10 protein-coding genes are annotated in these 23,319 nt (G+C 53.4%); 7 read left to right on the forward strand and 3 right to left on the reverse strand.

The window, feature by feature from the left end; translation table 11 throughout:
• The first annotated feature begins 8 nt into the window (after window positions 1-8).
• The 7 genes from FRIGORI9N_RS11975 to FRIGORI9N_RS12005 all read left to right on the forward strand — a co-directional run bounded on the left by FRIGORI9N_RS11975 (window position 9) and on the right by FRIGORI9N_RS12005 (window position 14,331).
• Window positions 9-824 (forward strand): hypothetical protein, encoded by an 816-nt coding sequence (locus FRIGORI9N_RS11975; RefSeq protein ID WP_159571297.1) that lies wholly within the window; start codon window positions 9-11, stop codon window positions 822-824.
• A gap of 6 nt (window positions 825-830) precedes the next feature.
• Window positions 831-2,297, forward strand: coding sequence for a cytochrome c3 family protein (locus FRIGORI9N_RS11980; RefSeq protein ID WP_159571300.1), 1,467 nt, complete (start codon window positions 831-833; stop codon window positions 2,295-2,297).
• Window positions 2,298-2,402: 105 nt separating this feature from the next.
• Window positions 2,403-4,373, forward strand: a complete 1,971-nt coding sequence (locus FRIGORI9N_RS11985; RefSeq protein WP_201301487.1) for a heme-binding protein — start codon at window positions 2,403-2,405, stop codon at window positions 4,371-4,373.
• Window positions 4,370-6,610 carry an SH3 domain-containing protein gene (locus FRIGORI9N_RS11990; RefSeq protein ID WP_159571303.1) on the forward strand — a complete coding sequence of 747 codons (2,241 nt, stop codon included), beginning with the start codon at window positions 4,370-4,372 and terminating at the stop codon, window positions 6,608-6,610. The genes FRIGORI9N_RS11985 and FRIGORI9N_RS11990 overlap by 4 nt, the downstream gene beginning before the upstream one ends.
• A 16-nt stretch (window positions 6,611-6,626) precedes the next feature.
• Complete coding sequence (locus FRIGORI9N_RS11995) at window positions 6,627-10,511, forward strand: hypothetical protein (RefSeq protein ID WP_159571305.1); 3,885 nt, start codon at window positions 6,627-6,629, stop codon at window positions 10,509-10,511.
• 3 nt (window positions 10,512-10,514) lie between these two features.
• Window positions 10,515-11,849 carry a multiheme c-type cytochrome gene (locus tag FRIGORI9N_RS12000; RefSeq protein WP_159571308.1) on the forward strand — a complete coding sequence of 445 codons (1,335 nt, stop codon included), beginning with the start codon at window positions 10,515-10,517 and terminating at the stop codon, window positions 11,847-11,849.
• Between the two features lie 4 nt (window positions 11,850-11,853).
• Window positions 11,854-14,331 (forward strand): cyclic nucleotide-binding domain-containing protein, encoded by a 2,478-nt coding sequence (locus tag FRIGORI9N_RS12005; protein WP_159571311.1) that lies wholly within the window; start codon window positions 11,854-11,856, stop codon window positions 14,329-14,331.
• Window positions 14,332-14,347: 16 nt separating this feature from the next.
• On the opposite strand, the gene FRIGORI9N_RS12010 is transcribed toward FRIGORI9N_RS12005, so the two are convergent.
• Genes FRIGORI9N_RS12010 through FRIGORI9N_RS12020 form a run of 3 tightly spaced genes read right to left on the reverse strand, consistent with a single transcriptional unit; the run spans window position 14,348 to window position 23,308 of the window.
• On the reverse strand, window positions 14,348-16,612 hold the full coding sequence (locus tag FRIGORI9N_RS12010; RefSeq protein WP_159571314.1) for a CHASE2 domain-containing protein: 2,265 nt from the start codon (window positions 16,610-16,612) through the stop codon (window positions 14,348-14,350).
• A gap of 13 nt (window positions 16,613-16,625) precedes the next feature.
• A complete protein-coding gene (locus tag FRIGORI9N_RS12015) occupies window positions 16,626-18,077 on the reverse strand; it encodes a FecR domain-containing protein (RefSeq protein ID WP_159571317.1) in 1,452 nt (483 codons plus the stop codon).
• A gap of 11 nt (window positions 18,078-18,088) precedes the next feature.
• The gene (locus FRIGORI9N_RS12020) at window positions 18,089-23,308 is read right to left on the reverse strand and encodes a filamentous hemagglutinin N-terminal domain-containing protein (protein WP_159571320.1); all 5,220 of its coding nucleotides are present in this window, start codon (window positions 23,306-23,308) and stop codon (window positions 18,089-18,091) included.
• Window positions 23,309-23,319: the final 11 nt, after the last annotated feature.

The following is a 23,319-nucleotide window of genomic DNA, read 5'->3' on the forward strand; positions in this document are numbered from 1 at the left end:
CTGAACACATGATTCAGGACAACCTGTTCAACTACAAACGATTCGTCTTTCTGAAATGGGCCTTGCTGCTGACTCTCATTTCATCGTTTGCCTACCTTATTGACCAACCAAAAATCAATGCCAATGGTGGCACCTGGCTGGGCTACACCTTGGGAACCATCGGCGCTTTGCTGATTGTCTGGCTGATGTGGTTTGGGGTGCGCAAACGCCAGTATGCCAATGAAACGGGTAACTTGCGCGGCTGGGTTTCAGCACACATTTATCTGGGTTTGGCTTTGTCTGTAGTAGCCACCTTGCACACGGGTTTTCAAATCGGCTGGAACATTCATTCACTGGCCTATGTGCTGACCATGGCCACCATTGGCACTGGTGTATGGGGTTTAAGCTTTTACCTGCGCTACCCCACAGAAATGTCGAATGTGTTGAACCGCCAAAGCCCCGAACAAATTGTGGGACAAATTCAAACGCTTGATCGCGAGGCGCAAAAACTACTTAAAAACACGACCGACATGGTTACCCGCATCGTCAATGCCTCGCTGAATCAACACATTTTTTCCACTCGCAGAAATCAACGCAAAGGAACTGTGAAAGACTGCGCCACCGAAAAAGCGGTCCATTCTCTGCAGCAGGAAATGACGCGAATTGACGGACTTTCTGACATTTACGGAAATCAGGTTCAGCGCCTGCGCGCCTTGAAACAGCTACGCCGGTATTACCACATGCGTTATTGGCTTGAACTCTGGCTGTCTTTCCACGTTCCCTTGTCGTTTGGGTTGCTGGCAGCACTGATCGCACACGTGCTTTCTGTTTTCATTTACTGGTAAGCGAACATGGCAGAACAAGAAAAAAGCCCGCTTCAACGTGAGCAACTGGCATTACAAAAGCCCTTGGGGTTAAAACGCCCCCTGTCGTGGATTCTTTTTGTCCCTATTCTTTTCGCGTTTTTGATTTTGCCTTTGGTGGCCATGCAGGCACCTGAATTGTTTGGTGTTGAACAAACAAGTACGAACAAAGACCCACAAACGGTTCGCGCTGAAAAATTGCCCTTAAACGCACACCCGAGCCTTCAAAACACAGCGGCCCCAAACACACGCAACGCCACGGCTCTAGCACTCGATTCAATTTGGAATCCAGGTCCGCTTGCGTCTGCTCATTCGAATCTGGAGGGAGATTGCCAGGCCTGCCACGCCGGTGATTTTTCCCGTGTGAAAGATGAAAGCTGCATGGTGTGCCACAGCAACATGGGCTTGCATGTGGCCGAACAAACCTTGCCGAATACTTCATTTGAAGAAGGCCGCTGCGCCAGTTGTCACCGTGACCACAAGGGCCGTGAAAGCCTTGCCGAACAGAACAAACATTTTGTGGGTGCCGACTGCGCCACTTGCCACGCCGACATTCAAACCGTTGCCCAGAAAACCGAAACGCTGGCTGTCAGCGACTTTGCGGGCGACAAACACCCTGCATTTCGAATTACTGTTGCCACAGGTCCTGAACCCAGTGATTTGCGTAGAATTCGCATGGTGGCAAATACCCCGGTTATCGAAAAAACCAGTCTGAAGTTTCCGCACGATGTTCACCTTGACCCCAAAGGAATCGACAGCCCAAGCAAGAAGGTGGTGATGAAATGCGCCAACTGCCACGAGCCCGCAGACACGGCAACCGGCTTTAAAAAACTAAGCATGGAAAGCCACTGCCAGGACTGTCACAAACTGAGTTTCGAACCAGCTTTGCCTGATCGCCAGGTTCCCCACGGACCTGTTGACGCCGTACTCAGCACTGTTGAGGAGTTTTACAGTTACCTTGCCCTTCATCCCGAAGAACGCAACAAAGTGAATGCTCAACGCGCTGTATTGCGCGCTCGCCCTGGCGAGAAAAACCCCAACAGGTCCAACCTGCGAAACCTGAGTGGCAATCCGCGTGCACAGGCTGCTTTTGCAACGGTGGAATTGTTTGAAAATACGGCTTGTGCCGTGTGCCACCAGGTGAAAGCTGTGGAGGGTTTGGGCAACACCAAAACCTCGGGCTCTAGAATGCCGCAGTACCAAATTGCAGACATCAACCCAACGCATCCGTGGATGCCAATGGCCAAATTCGACCACAAGGCCCACGAATTTGAAAGCTGTGAGAGTTGCCACAAGGCAAGTCGATCCGAAGAAGCCAGCGAAGTACTAATGCCTTCAATAGAAGGCTGCCAAACCTGCCACGCTGGCAGCAAACCCGTGATGAACAAAGTGCAATCCAACTGTGGCGTTTGCCACGAATACCACATACACAACAAAGAAGTGGCAGCGAAGTAAAAACGCCATTCGACGCAGTAACTTGAGTAGACAGACCAGCAGTGAACTGGGGGCGCACAGGCAAGTGGGCCCATTGAACAACAAAGATGAGCGAGTTAGAAGTCGATGCGTACACGCACACACGCCGTGAATGGCGTTAAACAATTCAAACGAATTGCAATGGGAGTTGCCGTTTGTTTGGCCGCACCTTTGATTCTGGTGTCGTGCGGAGGCGGGGGCGGTGGTGACGGCCCGGCCTCCACCACGCCAAGTTTCAACGTTGAGCCTTTGGGAACACAGAGCCTGTCCATCGCGGAGATCAACGACATCGTGAGTCGCGCGATACAGGCTTCCATTTCACGGGGCGTGCAATCCACCATTGCTGTCACAGACCGCGTTGGAAATGTGTTGGCAGTGTATCGAATGACCAACTCCAGCCCCAGCGTAATTATCACCAGTGGATTGAGTGGTGCCGACGGGAAGGGGCTGGATGGATTCACCCCGGTGCCCAGCGAACTGGCTGCAATTGCCAAAGCAATTACCGGCGCTTACCTGTCTTCCACGGGCAACGCATTCAGCACCCGAACCGCCAGCCAGATTGTTCAGGAGTTTTTTCAACCAGGTGAAACAGGTCAGCCAAGCGGTCCCCTGTATGGTGTGCAGTTCAGTCAACTGCCCTGCTCTGACCTGAATGTGTGGCTTTCTCAAAACGCAACGATTGGACCCAAACGTTCACCATTGGGTTTGTCTGCAGACCCAGGCGGATTCCCGATTTATCAGGAAGGACGTGTAGTGGGTGGAATCGGCGTGATCGCATCGACCGATGCCGGTACACAAGGCGTGTATGGACTCGATCGCGACATTCTTACCAACGAAGTCGACCTTGAAGAAGAAATTGCGTTTGCTGCACTGCCTGAGGCATTCCGTGCGCCCGAGCAAATACGTGCCAACCGGATTACCGCAAACGGTCAAACATTCCAGTTTTCCAACTCCACGCCCGCAGTGGCAGGGGCTGCTTCTTTGGCAGGCAATGGCAATTTTGTGGCCGTAACCGGCTACAAGGCAGCCGCCGGTGTGATCGCAGGAACCTCTTACGGCAACAGTCAATCGGGATACGTGGCCACCACAGCACCCGCTTTCAATGGCCTTGACACCTTTACCTTGATCACCAACCCGGCAGACAACACCTCGGTGCGTTTTCCGCCAATCGCTGGCGGCAATCTAACGCAGCCTGAGGTTCAAAATATTCTGGTTGAAGGGATGAAAATTGCCAACCGGGCACGGGCGCAAATTCGCATACCGTTGGGTGCAGCAGCGCAGGTCACGGTGAGCGTGGTGGACACGACCGGCCAAGTGCTTGGCTTGGTACGTTCTTCTGATGCGCCAATTTTTGGTACCGATGTTGCCGTTCAAAAAGCACGTTCGGCACTCGCATTCAGTTCAGCCGAGGCATTGACTGATTTCACGGCAATTGATGCGGGCAACCATGCAGCCTTTGCCAATGCCATGAACACATTTTTCTCGCAAACTTCGAACGCATTAAACGGTTCAGCCGCCTATTCGGCACGTGCAATCGGCAATGTGCATCGGCCCTATTTTCCTGACGGTGAGGTTGGCACACCCAAAGGCCCCCTGTCGTCTCCAATTGCTGAGTGGAGCCCTTTCAACGTTGGTTTTCAGTTGAATATTGTGACCAACAAGGTACTGGGTACCCTGACGGCAACAACGCGCGTAGCGAATCAGTTTTCACCACCCGCAGCGCTGACCTGTGTGGATGATGGAAACATACCCGCAGGGCGACAAAGCCGCTTTGCCAATGGAATTCAAATTTTCCCGGGCGGTTTTCCGATTTACAAAGGCGACACATTGGTGGGCGCAATTGGTGTTTCCGGTGACGGTGTGGACCAGGACGACATGGTGGGCTACCTGGGTGTAATCAATAGCGCAGCGGCTGTGGGCAGCACCATGCGCCCATTTCCATCCACTTTGTTAACAGCCAACGAGTTGTCAAATTCTGGCGAATTCCTGAAATACGTGCAATGCCCTCAGACTCCGTTCAACAACAGCAGTGAACAAAACGTGTGCCCAACACCATGAGCAAGAAGAACAACAACATCATGCGTTTAAAACCCTTGGCTGTAGGGCTGACTCTGGCAGGCCTGTTGCCCCTGCCAGCCATGGCGCAAATTCGGGCAGACATTCGAAGCGACACCAAACCCGATATTGTTGCGCAAGTCACAGAGACCGTTGAGAAAGTGGGTCGGAAAGTAGCGGGTATTCCAGAACTTGATGAACTGGACAACGCTGAACGCCCTTTGGTGTTGCTGCAGGTGTTTGACAACCGAAGTATTGTCTATTCGAAACCGAACTCGGATTCGCGTGCAATTGGTGAGTTTTTCAAAGGGCAACTGGTGGATGCCTTTGAAGAAAAAAATGGATGGTACCGCGTCCGAATTCAAGACAGCCTGCTAGGCAGCACGGATGGCTGGGTGCAACAAGGTACAGGTCAATATGGCGAACAATCCCTGGGTATTTTTGCGCCCAGAGCGTTTTCTGCCGATGTGCTGCAAGACCAGGCGGGCACGGGTATTCGCCCTTCGCAAAATGCAACGCCTGGTTTGGTGCCACAAGGCATACCCCAAACACCCCAGGTTCAACGTGCCATTCCTGGCCGAGACACCCCCATTGTGCCGCGCGACATTGCCATTCCGGTTATCGACCCTAGCCAGGTGCCCCCACCCTTGCCCAACCTGCCACGCGAAACCGTGGCAGTGCCTGATCGCTGGCGGATCATGCAATCGCTGGGCTTCAAGTTTCCCTTGTACGACCCTTACAACCAAAACGTGATCAAGGGCGACCTGCCGGTGTTGCAAAACACATTGGGTCCTGACTGGTTTTTTAACCTGGGCATTATTGCTGACACGCTTTACGAACAACGCAACTTTCCGGTGCCTGTGCCCCCGGCAACTTCTACTACCAGTGGGCAAGCGAATATTTTTGGTAATGGCGAGCAGTCTATTTTTGCGCACAACCTGATCGTGAGTTTGTCACTGACCAAGGGCAACACCACATTCAAACCACCCGATTACGAATTCCGTTTAACACCGGTATTCAACTACACCGATGTGCGGGTGAATGAAGACCGCTTGCTGAAAATCTCATCCTCTTCAGGCGATGTTCGCCGCGAAGGCTTTGTGGGTATTCAGGAAGCATTTGTGGATGTGCACTTGCGAAACGTATCCGATCGATACGACTTCGACAGCCTGCGCGTGGGTATTCAGCCTTTCATCAGCGATTTCCGCGGCTTCCTGTTTCAGGACCTGCCCATGGGCATTCGCCTGTTCGGCAACCGCAACAACAACATTTATCAGTACAACATTGGCTACTTCAAGCGGGTTGAAAAAGACACCAACAGTGGCCTGAACGACATTCGCCAAGACCTGCGCGACGATGATTTTTTTGTCGCCAACCTGTACAGGCAAGACTTCCCGTTTTTGGGATTCACCAGCCAGGTTTCGTACATTCACAACCGCAATGATGAAGACGGCCAACGGTACTTTGATGCGAATGGCTTTTTGGCACGCCCTTCCTCGCTGGGTGATCAAAAGCCGTTTGGCTACCACGTGGATTATTTTGGACTCAGCGGTGACGGCCACTATGGGCGGCTAAACATTACAACCTCGACCTACTACGCCACAGGTAAAACAGATCGCCACCCACTGGCCCAACGTGAACAGAACATTGACGCGCTCTTTCACGCCACAGAGATTTCACGCGACTTCGACTGGTTCCGCCTGCGCGGCAGTTTCCTGTATGCATCGGGCGATAAAGATCCGTTCGACGGCAAAGCAGAAGGCTTCGATGCAATTTTCGAAAACCCCCAGTTTGCAGGGGCAGACACCAGCTTTTTCATCCGCCAGAATATTCCTTTGGTCGGTGGCGGCGGCGTGTTTTTATCGGGTAGAAATGGCCTGTTGCCATCCTTGCGTTCAAGCAAGGAACAGGGGCAATCAAATTTCATTAACCCAGGCCTGTGGTTGGTGGGTGTGGGTGCCGATATCGATGTGTTACCCGAACTTCGTTTGGTTGCCAATTTGAACAAGCTGGAATTTGACAACACCAATGTGCTCGGTACTTTGCGCCAACAACGCCCGCCTTCGACTGATTTGGGTATTGATGCATCGGTGGGTTTTCAATACCGCCCATTCTTTTCCCAAAACATTGTTGTGAACGGCTCATTTGCCAAACTTTTGCCGGGCAAGGGTTACAAAGAACTGTTCCCCGAAGATGAAGATCCTTACTCGTTTTTGTTCAACGTGATTTTAAGTTTTTAAAGCAGGTTGTTTGTTGATGAATTTGAATAATGCCAAAGCAGCGCAAGCCAAACCAGCCAACCAGTTCCGTTGGCAGGGGTGGCTTTCTGCGCTCGGTTTCGCGCTGTTGTTCAGCGCGGGTGTGGCCCATTCAGCAAGCGACAATTTGCCAGAGAAAAGCTACACCATGGCGCCAGCTGCACCGGAGCGCCAAACCGCACAACAGGCCTTTGCAAAAACCGAAGGCTGCATGAGCTGCCACACGCAAACCGACCAGCACACCATGCATGCCAACCCAGGTGTGGTCATTGGTTGTACCGATTGCCACGGTGGTGATGCCACAGTAAAGTGGAATGGGCCGGAGCAAAAGCAGGGTACGCTTGCCTACGACCACACACGTGCTGCACGCGAAAAAGGATTTGCACCCGAATACCGCGCTGCGCTGGACAAAGCCCACATTGCACCCCGCAATGAAAAGTTCTGGAACTACCCTTCTTCAGCCAACCCCAAGCGTTCTTATTCCAAACTGAACAAAGAACACCCGGCCTACATTCGCTTTATCAACCCGGGCGATCTGCGCGTGGCGCGCGAGGCTTGCGGGGCATGCCACCTGCCGGTGATTCAAGCGCAAGAACGCAGCTTGATGAGCACATCGGCCATGCTGTGGGGCGGCGCTTCGTACAACAATGGCATATTGCCTTACAAGCGCTACATTCTGGGCGAAGCGTATACGCAAGACGGCAAACCAGGCCTGTTGAAAAACCCGGTGGAAGCGAACAACGAACTGTTTGTACACAAAGGCATTTTGAATGAACTGGCGCCCTTGCCAGCGTGGGAAACCGCCCCACCCGGCGACGTTTTCCGGGTGTTTGAACGTGGCGGAAAGGTCATCAACAGTATTTTTCCGGAAGTGGGTTTGCCCAATGTGCTTGGTCAAATTCAGCGCCTGGATGAACCGGGCCGCCCAGACATTAAACAATCGAACCGTGGCCCCGGCACAGGCCAACGCATTGCGGTGCCGTTGATCAACGTGACCAAAACCCGCCTGAATGACCCACACCTTTGGTTTTTGGGCACCAACGAACAACCGGGCGATTACCGTTCATCGGGCTGCACAGGTTGCCACACGGTGTACACCAACGACCGCGACCCAAGGCACGCAGGCCCCTACGCCAAGTTTGGTCACGACGGCACCACACAAACCATCGACCCCACCATTGCGAAAAATGAAAGTGGCCACCCGGTGAAACATGAATTCACCCGCGCCATTCCAAGTTCACAATGCATGGTGTGCCACATGCACCAGCCCAACGTGTTTGTGAACAGTTATTACGGCTACATCATGTGGGATTACGAAAGCGATGCGCCGCACATGTGGCCGGAAAAGCAGCGTTACCCCACCGATTCTGAAATGCGTGAAATTCTGGACCGCAACCCCGAAGAAGCAGCAGTGCGGGGCAAGTGGAGCGACCCGGAATTCCTGAAGAATGTTTCAACGCTGAACAGCAAATTGAAAGACACCCAGTTTGCGGATTACCACGGCCACGGCTGGAACTTCCGTGCCGTGTTCAAACGCAACCGCAAGGGTGCATTGCTGGATGCGCAAGGCAACATTGTTGCCGACGACGACCCCAAAAAATTCGACAAGGCGGTGCATTTAAGCTCGATTCACCTGGACGTGGGCATGCACTGCGTAGACTGCCACTTTGCGCAAGACATGCACGGCAATGGTCATATTTACGGTGAAGTGGCTGCGGCTGTTGAAGTGGATTGTGCCGACTGCCACGGCACGGCCACCAAGTACCCCACGCTGCGCACCAGCGGCCCAGCCTCGCCCCCAGGCGGCACCGACCTGACCCAATTGCGTACGCAAGACGGCCGCAAGCGGTTTGAATGGCGCGATGGCAAGTTGTACCAGCGGGCGGCACTGGACCCCGACAAAGAATGGGAAATGAGCCTGGTCAAAGACAATATGAACCCGGCCCACCCGCAGTACAACGCCAAGGCCGCACGCGCCAAACTGATGGGTGCAGGCGCGGAAGGACAAGACGGGAAATGGGGCCCAGGCGTGAAGGAACTGGCCCACGACAACGACAAGATGACCTGCTTTACCTGCCACCTAAGCTGGACCACCAGCTGCGCGGGTTGCCACTTGCCGATTCAGGCCAACTGGAAAACCGAACGCTTGCACTATGAGGGTGGGGAAACCAGAAACTACGCCACTTACAACCCGCAAGTAGCGCGGGATGACATGTTCCAGCTGGGCGTACACGGCCCGGTGAAAGGCAATCGCATTGCGCCAATTCGCTCAAGCTCGGCCTTGATTCTTTCGTCGATGAACGCAAACCGCGAACGCATTTACATTCAGCAGCCGCCGATCTCAGCCAGTGGTTTTTCTTCACAAGCCTTTGCACCGCATTACCCACACACCGAGCGCAAAGAAGAAACCAAAACCTGTAGCGATTGCCACTTGTCTCGCGAAGATGACAACAACGCCATCATGGCGCAACTGCTTTTGCAGGGCACCAACTTCGTGAACTTCATTGGTTTCAATGCATGGTTGGGTGGCAGCGAACACATTGCTGCAATTACAGTGACCGAATGGGATGAACCCCAAGCCGTGTTGGGCAGTTACCTGCACAAATACGCCTACCCCGATTATTACCAGAACCACTTGAACCGCAAGCGCGAACTGGCCGACACCGTGGTGCCAGCGTTAATGGACCACGCCACCAAGGGCGTGGCCAGTTGCATTCAGTTGCGTGGCGAGTACGTTTTTGTGGCCGAAGGCAAAGGCGGTTTCCGGGCCTACGACGCGGCCAGCGTGGCCAACAAGGGCTTTGGTCAGCGTGTAATTACGGCACCATTCAGCCCACTGGGGCACGACACCCATGTGGCCAGCAAAAATGCCACCTGCATGGCCTTGCCCACCAACCAGCCCATCAACCCCGAGAAAAACCAGGGCGATTTGATGCGCATTACCAATATGGAACAGCCCTTCCACCCCATCTACAACTACGCTTTCATTACCGACAGTGAGGAAGGCTTGATTGCGGTGAATGTGAATACGCTGGCCGATGGCGAACCGCGCAACAACTTCTTTGAACGCGCTGTGACCTGGAATGAAAACGGGGTGTTGAATGGCGCAAGCCACATTGCGCTGGGCGGGCATTACGCCTACATCACCACGCCCAAAGGGCTTGTGTTTGTTGATATCAACGACCCGCTAAAACCAAGGCACATCACCACCCTGCCCTTGCAGGACGCACGCGCCACAGCGGTGCAATTCCGCTACCTGTTTGCCACCACCGCCAAAGGGCTGGAAGTGATCGACATTACCCACCCTGAAAAACCGGAACACACTGGCGCAGTGGTGCCCATGGCCGATGCGCAACGCGTGTACCTGGCCCGCACCTACGCCTACGTGGCTGCGAAAAAACAAGGTTTGGTGATTGTGGACATTGAGCGCCCGCGCAAGCCCGTGGTGTATCAACAATTTACTGCTGACGGTCAGCTCAATGACGCGCATGATGTGGTGGTGGGTTCCACCAACGCATCACTGTTTGCCTATGTGGCCGATGGTGTGAACGGGCTAAAGGTATTGCAGCTTACCTCGCCAGACACACAGCCAAGATTTTACGGTTTTTCGCCTGCGCCCATGCCCGAGTTGATTGCGTGGCGTAAAACCCCAAGCCCGGCATTGTCTGTGTCGAAAGGACTGGATCGGGACCGTGCGGTCGATGAAACAGGTGGGCAGATTGCGGTGTTTGGCCGCATTGGTTCTCGCCCCTTCACACGCAAGGAAATGGAAGCGTTTTACCTGCGGGCCGATGGCCGCTTGTGGACGGTGACCGACAAAGTTGAAAAGGAAAACTACTTGCCCAAGCCCAAAGTGAATTCAGTGGCTTTCAGAAAGGATTAAGCCATGACAGCCCGTCTTCTTTTCTCGCCCGCAATCGCCTTTTTGGTGGGGATGCTTGCCATGCCCCTGACTGGCGCAGCGCAAACCATGCCACACCAGTCGCCCAACCAATCGGTGGGCACCGTGAACTGCGCCAGCAGCACATGCCACGGCAGCATTGCCGAGCGCACAGCCACCCCTGTTTTACAAAATGAATACACCACTTGGTTGCGGCAAGACCCACACACCCAAGCCTATGCGGTGCTGAAAAACGCGCAATCCCAACGCATTGCAAAAAATCTGAAGCTTGCACAACCTGCGCATGAAGCCAAGGTGTGCCTGGATTGCCACAGCCACAATGTACCGGCCAGCAAACAAGGGCCGCGCTTTGACAAAAGTGATGGGGTGAACTGCGAGGCCTGCCACGGCCCCGCTGAAAAGTGGATTAAAACCCACGTGGAACCGAAAGCCAGCCACGCCAGAAATGTGGAAAACGGGCTGTACCCCACCAGCGACCCCTATGCGGTTGCAAAATTGTGCACCGGCTGCCATGTGGGTGATTCCAGCCGCCCGATCACCCACCAAATCATGGGTGCGGGCCACCCGCGCATTTCAATCGAAGTTGAAACATTCATGGCGCTGGAGCCGCCCCATTACCGCATTGATGATGACTGGCGAGAACGCAAAGGTGCATTCGACACCGGAAAAATATGGGCGATGGGCCAGTTCGCCACCAGCGCAAACCTGCTGGAATTAATTGCTGACCCCAAGCGGAATCGCCAAGGCATTGTGCCGGAACTCATGATGTTCGACTGCCACGCCTGCCATTCACCCATGAGCAAGAAAGACTGGAGCAAAGACCTGGCACTGACCCCTGGCCAGCCACGCATCAACAATGCCAGCCTGATCATGGTTCAGGCCGTGGTTCGGGCCGCAGCACCCGCACAAGAACCTGCCTTGAGAAGCCTGATTGAGCAGCTTCACATTCAAAGCACATCGCCAGCGGCCAGCATGCAAGAGATTGAACGCATTGCGCGAAGCCTGAACAGCGAGCTAAACAGGGCCCGTTCTGTTGTGCAAAAGGTGTCATTCACTGAACCCATTATGGAAAAACTTTTGAAAGAATTGGTAACCATGGCCGCGAGCAACCAATACCCCGATTACGCCAGTGCTGAACAGGCCTACATGTCCATTAGCAGTGTAGCCAACGGCCTTGCAAACAAAGGCAATTCGCAACTGGCCAGTGCCGTGAATGCACGCATGGATCGCCTGCTGAGGTTATTGAACAATGACGAACGATATGACCGCAAACAATTCCAGACCGAACTGCTGGCGTTGAAAGCTGCGGTGGGGGGTTAAACACATGTCCGACACGAACACGCGCATTACGCCAACCCCCATGTTCAGCGATCTGTCAGCTGATCTGGATATTGCAATTGTTGGCTCTGGCCCAGCGGGCCTGTCTGCCGCTGCGCGTGCGCAACAACTGGGTTGCAAATACGCGTTATTCGAATCAGAGAAACACGCATCGGACACCATTTACAAGTACCAAAAGGGCAAGCATGTGATGGCTGAGCCCGGCTTTTTGCCGCTTCGCAGTGGCATGTCATTTGATGCGGGCAAACGCGAAAGTGTTTTGGGCACCTGGGATTCTCAGCTGCTTGATCAAAAAATCAATATTCAATACAAGAAAACAGTCAGCAAAATAATCAGGCTCAATGATGGTGCCGGCCCTTTTGAACTGACCTGTGAAGACGGCACTACAACCACAGCCCGCACAGTGATTCTGGGCATTGGTCTACAGGGAAATATTCGAAAGATTGGCACCGCGGGCGACGACCTTCCCAATGTTCAATACACCTTGGCTGATCCTGATGAGTTCAACAATGAAACCATCATTGTGATTGGGGCTGGTGATGCCGCCATTGAAAACGCACTGGCCTTGATGAAAAACAACAAGGTGGTGCTGATCAACCGCAAAGATGAATTTGCCCGGTGTAAAGAAGGCAACCTGAATCAGATTCTTGCAGCAGACAGGAACGAAGACCTGCGCATTTTCTACAACACGAGTACGAGTGCGGTCGAAGAAATGCCGGAGGCCAAAGACGGCGAGCCCACCCTGAACTACCGCTACAAAGGCCCGGAAGGTGAGCAGGCCATGCCCGTGCACCGAATCATTGCACGCTTGGGGGCGACACCGCCCCGTGGCTTGGTGGAAAGCTTCGGGGTGACCTTTCCCAACAGCGATCCCAATGCAGTGCCTGCCCTGAGCGAAACTTATGAATCCAACGTACCCGGCCTGTTTATTGTAGGTGCCCTGGGCGGCTACCCTTTGATCAAGCAAGCGATGAACCAGGGCCATGAAGTGGTCGACTCGATCATGGGCCTGCCTGTGGTACCTGCAGACGAACCACTGCTCGCTGAGAAATTCATGCCCTTGGGTGATATTTCTGTCTCGGCCGTGCTTGACATGATTCTGGACAACGTTCCCCTGTTCAACCAGATGACCCGCCTTCAACTGCGTGAATTCATGCTGGAATCAACGCTGCACCAACCCAAGAAAGGCTCTGTCATCTTTCACAAAGGCGACTACACCAGTACTTTCTTTACAATTGTGCAAGGTGGCGTGGGCATTGAATTGGTGAACAAGGAAGGCAAGCCTTTTATCCTGAATCTCGACAAAGGCAATTATTTTGGCGAAATGGGCCTGATCTCCGGGCGACGCCGCACGGCCACGGTCTATGCAGGAGAAAACTGCGTATTGATCGAAACACCTCGCAAAGCGATGTTGAAGTTGATTGCCTCGGTGGATGCGGTGCGCCGAACCATCGACGAAACGTTCGTGCGCCGCGCCCTGTCCACGCACCTTGCCCCACAGCTAGAGCCTCAGGAAATCGAACAACTGATTGCATCGGGCATCAGTGTGACCCGCTACGTACGGGGTGAAAAACTGTTCAGTGAAGGTGATAAAACCGACGGCTTGCACCTGATCCGACGCGGATCGGTGTCGGTGTCCAAATTGCTGGATGATCAGGATTCGGTGCTTTCTTATGTATCCGCAGGCAGCTATGTCGGTGAAATTGATCTGGTCAATGGCACAGACCGCCAAACCACTTGCACCGCCACGGTACTGACTGAAGTGCTGTTGATTCAAGCCGACGCGGTCATCGATGTATTGAGCAAAAACAGCAACTGGAAAAAAGCGCTGCAGGCCAAGATTGGCAAGCGCGTGCACGACGCTATTTTTCGGGAAAGCACGGCAAAACGCGAAAGCGATCTGATTCATTTTCTGATGAAGCAAGGTTTGGGTGACGCAACCAACGCCTTGGTGATCGATGAAAATTTGTGCGTGCACTGTGACAATTGCGAGCGTGCGTGTGCAGAAACCCACGATGGGATACCCCGCCTGGATCGCGACGCGGGGCCCACATTCCAGAACATTCATCTGGCGCATTCCTGTCGACATTGCGAACAGCCGCATTGCATGAAAGACTGCCCACCCGATGCCATTCGCCGCAATGAAAAAGGCGAGGTAATGATTGCCGACACCTGCATTGGTTGTGGTAACTGTGCCAAAAATTGCCCATACAACGCGATTGAATTGCGCGTAAAACCACCCCCCAGAAAAACTGGCTTGTTGTCTTGGTTGCTCTTCGGTTCGGGCGGCCCCTTGGGCGAACGCCCTGTGAAGTACGATGCCAACGCCATCAAGAAAGCGTACAAGTGTGACTTGTGCCATGGCAAAGAAGGCGGCCCGGCCTGTGTTCGTGCGTGCCCAACCGGCGCTGCGTTCCGGATTTCACCCGAAGTGTATTTGAACCAGCAAAACGAACTGATCTAAGCTGAATCAGTTCGTTTTACTTGGTGTCGAACTGGGTTACACCATTCCAGTTTTCAGGGGGGGGTGTTTCTTTGAAGTACGCAATGCGTGCGGCATACAAGTCGTAAAGCACATTGAACTCCGGTGAATGGCCGTGCCATTCATCCAGGCTTTGCAGCGCAGCGTCCCATTGCTGCGCCTTGAATTGCGTCAACATGGTCTCCCACACGCGCAAACCGGTTAATTGCTGCTCTGTCACGGCGCTGTGCTCGCCCAAGGGGGCATAAATGAATACGGGCTCATTCTTGCCTTTTACCTTCACAGCATCCAACTCTTGAAAAACCATGCCAGAAACAGCTGCTTTGGTTTGCGGGCCTACGATAACGCCCACACCATAGGTTTTGGTGATGCCTTCAAGTCGTGAGCCCAGGTTCACTGCGTCGCCCATCACAGTGTACGCGCGGCGAATTTTAGAGCCCATGTCGCCCACACGCATTTGACCGGTGTTTACACCCACCCCAATGGCCAGTGTGGGCCAGTTGCGCGCCAAGAGCCGTTCGTTTAAACGCACGGCTTCCTCCTGCATGGCGATGGCGGCTTTGGTGGCCAACTCCGCATGCTCTGCATCGGCAATGGGTGCCCCCCAAAATGCCATGATGGCGTCACCAATGTACTTGTCCAAAGTGCCACGATGGGAACGAATGATTTCAGACATCACCGTGAGGTACTCATTGATGTACTCACGCAATTCATTGGGCTTGAGTGACTCTGAAATGGTGGTGAAACCACGCACATCGGAAAACAGCACGGTGAGTTCGCGGCTTTCGCCTTCCATGGAATAGCGTGTGGGATCCGATGCCATTTCAGACACCAACTCGGGGGCCACGTACTCTCCAAACAAATCCACCATTTGCCGTTTACTGCGCGATTCAGCCAAATAACCATAGGCCACGTCAAACACAAAAATCGCCAATACCAACAACAACACAACCGCCACAGGCAACACAAGGCCAGCCTGAAAGTACAACACTGAATTGATGGCCACGCTGGCCACCAACACCGCAAACGCAACCAACAGCGACCAGGTGGCGTTGAGAATCGGCATCATGACGCTGAGCACCACACCGACAGCCAGTACGGTGATGAAAAGCAAACCTTGGGAATACTCAGGGCGAAGTTTGTAGACACCATCGAGCATGCCGCTGATGACATTGGCATGGACCTCTACCCCCGGGTAGGCCGGGTTCACGGGCGTGCTTCGCAAATCGAGCAGACCAGGTGCAGTGGTTCCCACCAGTACAATTCGACCTTCGATGTCTTCGGGTTTTAATGCACCCGCAAGTACATCGGCCGCCGAGACATAACGATAGCCGCCCGCATTGGGACCGCCCTTGGCGCGAAAATGCACGCGCGTCAACAAACCGCGTTCTACAGGAATGTCCAATTCAACTTCTGGAGACCTGAGTGCTATTAATTCAACTGCGCCATAGTCATCGGGTACACCTTCCGGAAATACCGGAATCACCTGTGGGTTACCCAGCGCGCGTCGAAGTGTACCCAAGGCAAAACTTTGGTAATAAGCCTCGTTGAATTGGGCCAGCAGCGGAATGGAACGCACTGTACCGTCCTCATCCAAAATGGGATTGAAATAACCGCCTTCAGCATTTTTTTGTAGAACCGGGATGTTGCCACCGTAGCCCTGCCAGCTGGTGCTGTCCAGGGTAAGGTCACCCAACTGGCTTTTTTTGAACAATGCGGGTGGAAGTGCTCCAGACAATGCGGTCGCATCCTGATTCAGGTAATACCCCAACACCACTGGGCGATCAGTCAGGACTTTCGCCAGTTGCGCATCACGATCAAATTCAGCGGTAATTTGCCCTTCCAAACCTAGCAACTCACTTTTTAAGGTGGGTTTGCTTTCAAGAATGGACCCAAGCGCCAACAATGCATCACTTTGCTGAGGCTCGGCAAACACAATGTCGAACCCCACTGCAGCTGCGCCCAGCCTGTCGGTCAATTCAAGCACCAATTTCGCCACGACATCTCGCGACCAAGGCCAGCGCCCCACTTCACCCAGGCTTTTCTCATCAATGTCGACAATCACAATGCGCGGATCAAGCTCGGGCTTTTGTGCCTCGGCCCGAAGCCGCACGTCGTAAACCAGATAATCGAGACGCTTCACCACATCGCTGGGCGCAAAACCCAACACATGCAGCAAGGCTATGGCGGTGAATGAAAAGCCCACGCCAATGCGAAAAGCCTTGCCTGCGATTCTTCGCCAGGACTTCTTGAATGTACTCACGCCTTGACTGCCCTTATGGTGCGCACTGTGGTGCAGAGAAAGGCGGCGAAGACAGGGTAATGTCTTCAACGATAATGTCAGGCGGTGCAGTCAACAACTGAGGCGGCAAATTGGTTGACGTTTGCACAAAAGCACCCTCGCCCCGATTGACTTCCAGCGGAGTTTGATTGGAGTTCGTGATCACGATCACACCATCATTCACAGCCACATAAAGCTGTGCTCCGCCTTCAGAGTCAGCGCCCTGCTGCAAGGACTGCACTGGCGTGGACGACAAGGATTCAAAATTCGCGGGTGTTGTCTCGGGCAATGGTCCGGCATTGGGTACATTACCCAACACATTGGGCAACGAATTGATGACCTGAATTTTCACATTGCCTGCAGGAATGATTGCAGACTGCCCGGCATTAATCACGGAATTCATGTCACCCGAGGTCACAATAATTTGCCCGTCTCGAAGCTCAACCGTCAGGTTGGCCCCGCCAGAACACACGACCAGTCCGCCTGCGGCTGAAGTGCACGAAATATCAATTGCAGTGCCCCGAATACCCACCGTTGCAGTTTCTGTGAAAAACTTCACATTGTTGGGTTCCGCCTTGGCGATTGCGCCCGTAACGGCGCGTACCGCACCTTTCAACAACTTGAACGATGCCACTGATGTTTGGGGCGAAGCGGGTGCATAACGATAAGCCGCCACCTGCATGGAGCTACCCCCCGGCAAGGTCAAACGGGTGGAATCTGCCATGCTGAGCACGGCATAACCACCCTCAGGAACATCCACCGTTTCGCCTGCAAACACCGCGGCGCCCTTTTGCAGGGGACGGCGTTTTCCATTTGACGAAATGGCGAACAACTCGCCGGTCAATTGCGACACGCGTCCTGCTACATCTGAGGTGGAGGTGTTCGTCACAGTGGCTTTCTCAGACTCACCCTTGGCAAGGCGATTACACTCGTTGCCATTACAAATTCGAGCGGAGAAATCGGTGCCTCGAATACCAATGGTTGCGGTTTCGCTTTTCAGTGCAAAGGCATCTGCACTGCCCCGCTTGCCGATCAAACCAGTCAAGGTGCGCAACCCCCCTTTCACCAGTTTAAATTCTGCCTTGTCGGCTATCGGCTGTTCGGGCTGATACTCGTAGTTCTCAACCACAAAGCGCGTGTTGGGCCGCAAGGCCACTTGCGTGGTGTCCACAAATTCAAGCACCGCCGTACTTTTGGCCTGCGTATTAATGACATCGCCCACGTTCAGTTTGGTCCCTGCACTGGCGAATTTGTTTTTGCCTTCGGCAGTTTGCAAATTCACCAAACCAGTCACCACCTTGATACTACCGACGATTGCCTTGGTCGGTTGATTGCTTGCTGAAGCGCCTGCAGGTGCCAGGTCTTTCGATTGAATATTCTGGGCCAAGGCAGGGTTGGTGCCCGCGAAGGTGAAGGCGAAAAGTCCAAGGGCCAATAATTTATGCATGTTGTAGGTCCTCATTTGCACACTGCCGAAGCACGCTGTGGATCACTTTGTGTGGTCTTCAACTCGATGTCATTGGACTGCTGTGAAATGGTTGTACCCCCGGTATTCTGATTTGCCACCGTTACGGCCTGCTCTTCTTGCTGAGGGGTCGAAGAGCTGCTGGGGCTTGTCGACGTTGTTGATGTAGACGTTGAGGTCGGTGTAAACGCCTGATTCAAATTCTGCCCCACTGTGGAGTCCGAGGTGCCTGTTGTTTGAGTCAAGGTGGTCGGACTTGTAGTTGAGCCTGGTTCGGACACAGGAGGTGGCGAACTGAGCGCAACAGTCGTGGTACTCATTTGCTGAATCTGGTTCACACTTGCCACAGCCGGAGACGAGAAGGTGTAGGCAGAACTGGCAGGGGCATTCGAGACGCTGCCGAAACTTCCGTTAATGGCACTGGCTTCCAGAAACGCGTATTGGCTGCCAGCAGTCAAGGTGCCTCCGGAAATATCAATCAGGTTCAATTGACCTGCCAGGTTGGCATTGCCCTGAACAACAATGCAGTCAAAATCAGTGCCTTTTACGCCGCCGTCGCTGGCTATCTCAATATCAATGACACTGGTTGAGTCCAGGTTCAAATCACCGCTGACTGTCATCAAACCAGGAGAAGCACCAGGAACGATTCGGCCGCCTTGTGCATTCAAGTTGCCATTGATGCTTGCAAAGCCCCGCAAGGCACCGCCGTTGATATTGACATTGCCATTCAACACGGCGCCGGGTTGCACATTGAGATTGCCTGCAGTCTGAACATAGCCACTGCTGCCGAAGGAGAACACACCCATATTGAAAGTTAAGGTACCGCTGTTGAAAAAGCCCGCTGTGTTTGACGATGCCAAGCCATTGAGAACATACGAGCCAGTGTTGCTGATGGAGCCACTGTTCATGATGTTATTCTGGATCAGGCTGCCTGTGCTGTTGCTCAGGATCAGGTTACCGCTGTTGCTCAGCGTGCCCGTACCGGAAAGCAATCCACTGTAGGTGTAATTGCCTTGCAGTTCAAACAAGCCATTGTTCTCAATGTTGTTGGTAATTGTCTCGTTGGTTTGATTGGGTCCCAAGCGCACAGTTGAAGAAACACCATTGACAATGCGTCGACCACTTTGCAGATCAGCCGCAGTCACAATGTTCAAACCCATCATGAACTGGATCTCATCGATGGTCTGAAATGCATACCGTAAACCACTGAGATCGGTTCCAGCAGCGAACGCGACCCCACTGTTGGCCAAAGTGGGGCTGGGCGAGCCGAGCGAGGTCAGTACCATGCCCGAGTAGGCTACAGCCTGGTTCACATCAAACTTCACACAGAAATCAAACACCGAGCAGGTGAATCCGTCCGTCAGCGAATCAGGCGTGCCGTCAATTACAAAAGACGGATTTGAAAAACCGGACAACACGGTAGTCACAGGCGTGGAGAATCCATCAAAGTCCTCGTACTCGGCAATCGCCACGGCCTCGGGCGTTAGCTGACCCACCAGGAACACAGGGCGCTGTGGCGCTGGCGTGTTTCCATAAAACAAGCTGAGCGCCGGTGGCAAACTGGCAGCGTTACCGGTCACATTGAGCGTGATTCCACTGCCCACATTCAAGGTCATCGAGTCGGGAATTGAATCCACCGCCATTGGGTCGTAGGCGCGTCGACCCGCGAGAATCAGGTTGCCCTGCGTACCCGAGCTAATGGTGGCTGTGCCATTCAAATTCGCCACACCTTCGGCATCGGATTCCACAATCAGGAAAGAGTCGCCGCCCATGTTGATGTTGGCACCAATCAGTACCGCAGGTGTAACAGGGGCACCATTTTCATCTTGAGTTGCCAGTAAAACCACGCCCGTGGGCGATACATTGATGGTCGTGCTTACTTCGGTGTTGCGAAGTTCAAGGAAACCGTCAGGTGCAATATTGATTGAATTGGCAGTACCCGCACTGGTGAGCAAGCCACCAGTGACCACCAAGTCTTCAGCAACCAGAATACTGCCCTTGGAAAGCGGCGCAGAAGTTGCTGCATTGGCGGCGTTAACGGCACTGTTGTCCCACACCCCCTCTGCCGCCAATCGACCGCCATTTGTACGGTTTACACCATACAGATCTGCAGAGACGAAGTTGCCAGACAAGGCGATCAATGAGTTCGCGCCGTTTACATTCAGACTCCCGTCTGTGGTCGAAATATTTTTACCCTCAAGACGCACACGGCCCGAATTCACGGTTAGCGAACCATTGAAATCAAGATCTACCAAAGCCTCGAATTCAGAGTTCTGCGTCTCGGAAAACTGAATTTCCCCGATCCTTAAGGAACGTCCGTCACCACCAGCATTCACCTGAATGTTGGCCGATTCGATCACCATGGTGCTAATTGGAGTCGACACGCTGACTTCCGAGTTGAAGTCAAAATTCTCCGTATCGGTTTGAATCGAGTTCAAGAATCCGTTGACCTCGATGGTGACCGGCGCATCCAGGCGACCGTCCAGGCCGGTGATGTCAACAATTGCGCCACCAAAGGGTGAGCTTGAAAAACTTGCGGCTTCAAGGGGGGGCTCTGAGTGAATGATGTCATCGGAGGCGGCCCCGTTCATTACAATGCGCGCACCCTGCTGGGCAACGAATTGCCCTTGTGTGGTCGAAATGTAAGCGCCTTCCTGCTTGGCCAGAACCATTGGTGTAGAGCCAGAGGAAGTGAATGCTCTTCCCAACTCAAGATAGGATCCCGCCGACAAATTGATTCGTGAATTGGCACCCATACCGAGCGCCTGAAAACTTGCATTTGCAAAGCCCGGGGCAAAGTTGATGCTTCCATTCAAATCGGTGTCAATCGCGCTCAACGAAGCAGAAGAACCGAATTCATTGGACATCAAATTGAAGGTTCCATCCAGCACTGCCTTTTGGTAGGACATGCTGGCACCCACCAGGTTAATCGTGCTTCCCGTTCCTGCCACAAGGTCGCCAATGTCATAAAAACCAAAAGGCGAGCTGCTGCTGCCAGAGTTGCTTAGAAAGTTCAGGGTGCCCGCATTGGTATCAATCTCGAAAATCTCGCTGAATCCACCATTGAAGTTCACGGTGCCGCTTGAAACCAGCCTGTTCAAAATGGTATTTGGATTCAAATCAAATGAGAATTCTGGATCAAACCGAGTGAATGTAGACACAGTGCTGCCAGCGTCCACGGTCAGGCTGTTGGCCTCCATGGAGTTGTATTGCAGATTGCCTTGAATGGGCGCAGGCAAATCGAAATTATCTACACCGACTCGAATGTCGGTTGCAGGCGTGATTTCATCAGGAAAAAAGCTGAGATTGTTCACCATCAAATTGGCACCCAACACGTTCAACTTGACTGTTTTTCCCGGATCAACATTCAAGCTTTGCTCGGTCATTGGATCTGTGGCTACCGCACTGGTGACATAGATCTGATTCAGCAGCAATGGTTGAGACGTGTTGGCACTGTTCATGCCCGAAAGCAAATTCACACCATCCAGCGGCAATTGCCCAAGTGTATTGGTGGGCAATGTATTGCCGACATCGTAAGGGGACAGAATCAAGCTGCCGGAATTGCCCAAATACAGTGGTGCATCGATATACACAGGCTTCGCAATGTCATAACTCAAGTGCAAATCAAACCCGTCGAATGCAAGTTGTCCGGGGTTTAAACCAACAGCCTCATCAATGTTGATTTCACCCTTGGCTTCAAGAAACAGCAAAGGATTCACGCCCGTAGATTGTGAGAAATTCTGACTGATCAGAATGGGTGCAGAGATGGTTAAGTTGCCGTCTCCGGGTTGTGTCCCCGATGTGTAAATTTGAACAAAACCGTTGTTCTCAAGGCCACTCACCACGGTGCTGTTCAGCAAAAAGGACTCGGTTGGCGAGAAGGTCGAACTAATGTCGTCTGTCGAGAAAAACGGGCTTTGTTGCCCAGGTTCCAGGTTGAAACCACCTTCCGGAATTTGATCCACAATCGTCAGGTTGGCCGGGTCAATGAGCCACTGCCCGGCCTCACCATTTGCCGCAGAAGTATTGGCCGCTACATTCACCGCCAGGCTTTGTTTGCCCGAGGTTTCTACCCGACCGCCGTTGCCACCCAATGCGCCGCCTTTGGCTTGCACCTCGGAATCAACCACAGTGTGTCCATCGGCCCACACCACCACTTCACCACCGTTGCCGTTGGCAGTGGCATTCGCAGAAATTCGGGTATTGGTCTGCACCACGGTTTGTTGCGCATTGGCAAGACTGGCGTCTTGCCCTTTCCAGCCACCACCCACATGCACTGTACCGCCACCCGTGGCGCCATCTGCGGAAATTCGGGCACCTTCCAGCACGGCAACTCGTTGACCGGTGATATCGATTTCACCACCTTGGCCGCTGCTGCCTTCGGCAAGCAGCTGACCGCCCACCAACGCATCGCCTTGGGCGATGAATCGAATCACGCCGCCCTCGCCAACCTGCGCGCCAGTGGCTTCAACCACGCCACTGTTTTTCACCAAATGCGAAAACAGGGAGGCGTTTTTGCTGATGATTTGCCCCAGGTTCACCACCTTGTCGCCCTCTTTCGCGGCAACTGTGAGGCCAATCGTGGGGTGCCTCATGTCAACAATCGTGACACTGTGCCCCGCCGCCAACAACACTTCGCCATCGGCATGAATAATGCCGCTGTTCTCAATGCTGGGGGCCAACAAAACAATGGAGCCGCCGGAGTGCGTGGTCAGCGAACCTTGATTCACAATATTGCCGGCGGTGCCTGTGGAGTCGTTGAAACGCAAATGCCCGTTCAACAAATCAGTGTTCGAGGCCGCCAAGGTGCTGGCCAAAAACCCGGCTGTATCAACCACTGCGCCCTGCCCAAAAAACACGCCGGCCGGGTTGATCAAAAACACCTGCCCATTGCTTTGAAGGGTGCCAAGAATTTGGGAAACATCGCCACCTGTGACTCGGTTAAACACCTGGCTGGCTGTATTTTGCTGAATAAACTGCGTGGTTTGCCCCACGTCAATATTGAACTGTTGCCAATTCAGAATGGCACCCGGCGTATTGGTAATTTGCATCAGGTTACCAATGGTTTGCGCGGTGGCCTGCCCTGCAACCACCGACATTCCGGTGGGGTTGGCATACGACGAACTTGCAATGGCCATTGCCACGCCCAAAGCCACTGCCTTGCGACGAAACCGGGTATTTGAACTGCAGTTTGAAAGACGATTGGATTTCATGGTGTCTTTCC

Source organism: Limnobacter sp. 130 (assembly GCF_902506325.1).
Taxonomy (GTDB): Bacteria; Pseudomonadota; Gammaproteobacteria; order Burkholderiales; family Burkholderiaceae_B; genus Limnobacter.

Bases quoted from the DNA above. Each gene is read 5' to 3' on its own strand.
- FRIGORI9N_RS11990 (WP_159571303.1), top strand. From the start codon at position 4,370: ATGAGCAAGAAGAACAACAACATCATGCGTTTAAAACCCTTGGCTGTA.
- FRIGORI9N_RS12020 (WP_159571320.1), bottom strand. From the start codon at position 23,308: ATGAAATCCAATCGTCTTTCAAACTGCAGTTCAAATACCCGGTTTCGT.
- FRIGORI9N_RS12000 (WP_159571308.1), top strand. From the start codon at position 10,515: ATGACAGCCCGTCTTCTTTTCTCGCCCGCAATCGCCTTTTTGGTGGGG.
- FRIGORI9N_RS11985 (WP_201301487.1), top strand. From the start codon at position 2,403: ATGCGTACACGCACACACGCCGTGAATGGCGTTAAACAATTCAAACGA.
- FRIGORI9N_RS11975 (WP_159571297.1), top strand. From the start codon at position 9: ATGATTCAGGACAACCTGTTCAACTACAAACGATTCGTCTTTCTGAAA.
- FRIGORI9N_RS12015 (WP_159571317.1), bottom strand. From the start codon at position 18,077: ATGCATAAATTATTGGCCCTTGGACTTTTCGCCTTCACCTTCGCGGGC.
- FRIGORI9N_RS11980 (WP_159571300.1), top strand. From the start codon at position 831: ATGGCAGAACAAGAAAAAAGCCCGCTTCAACGTGAGCAACTGGCATTA.
- FRIGORI9N_RS12005 (WP_159571311.1), top strand. From the start codon at position 11,854: ATGTCCGACACGAACACGCGCATTACGCCAACCCCCATGTTCAGCGAT.
- FRIGORI9N_RS11995 (WP_159571305.1), top strand. From the start codon at position 6,627: ATGAATTTGAATAATGCCAAAGCAGCGCAAGCCAAACCAGCCAACCAG.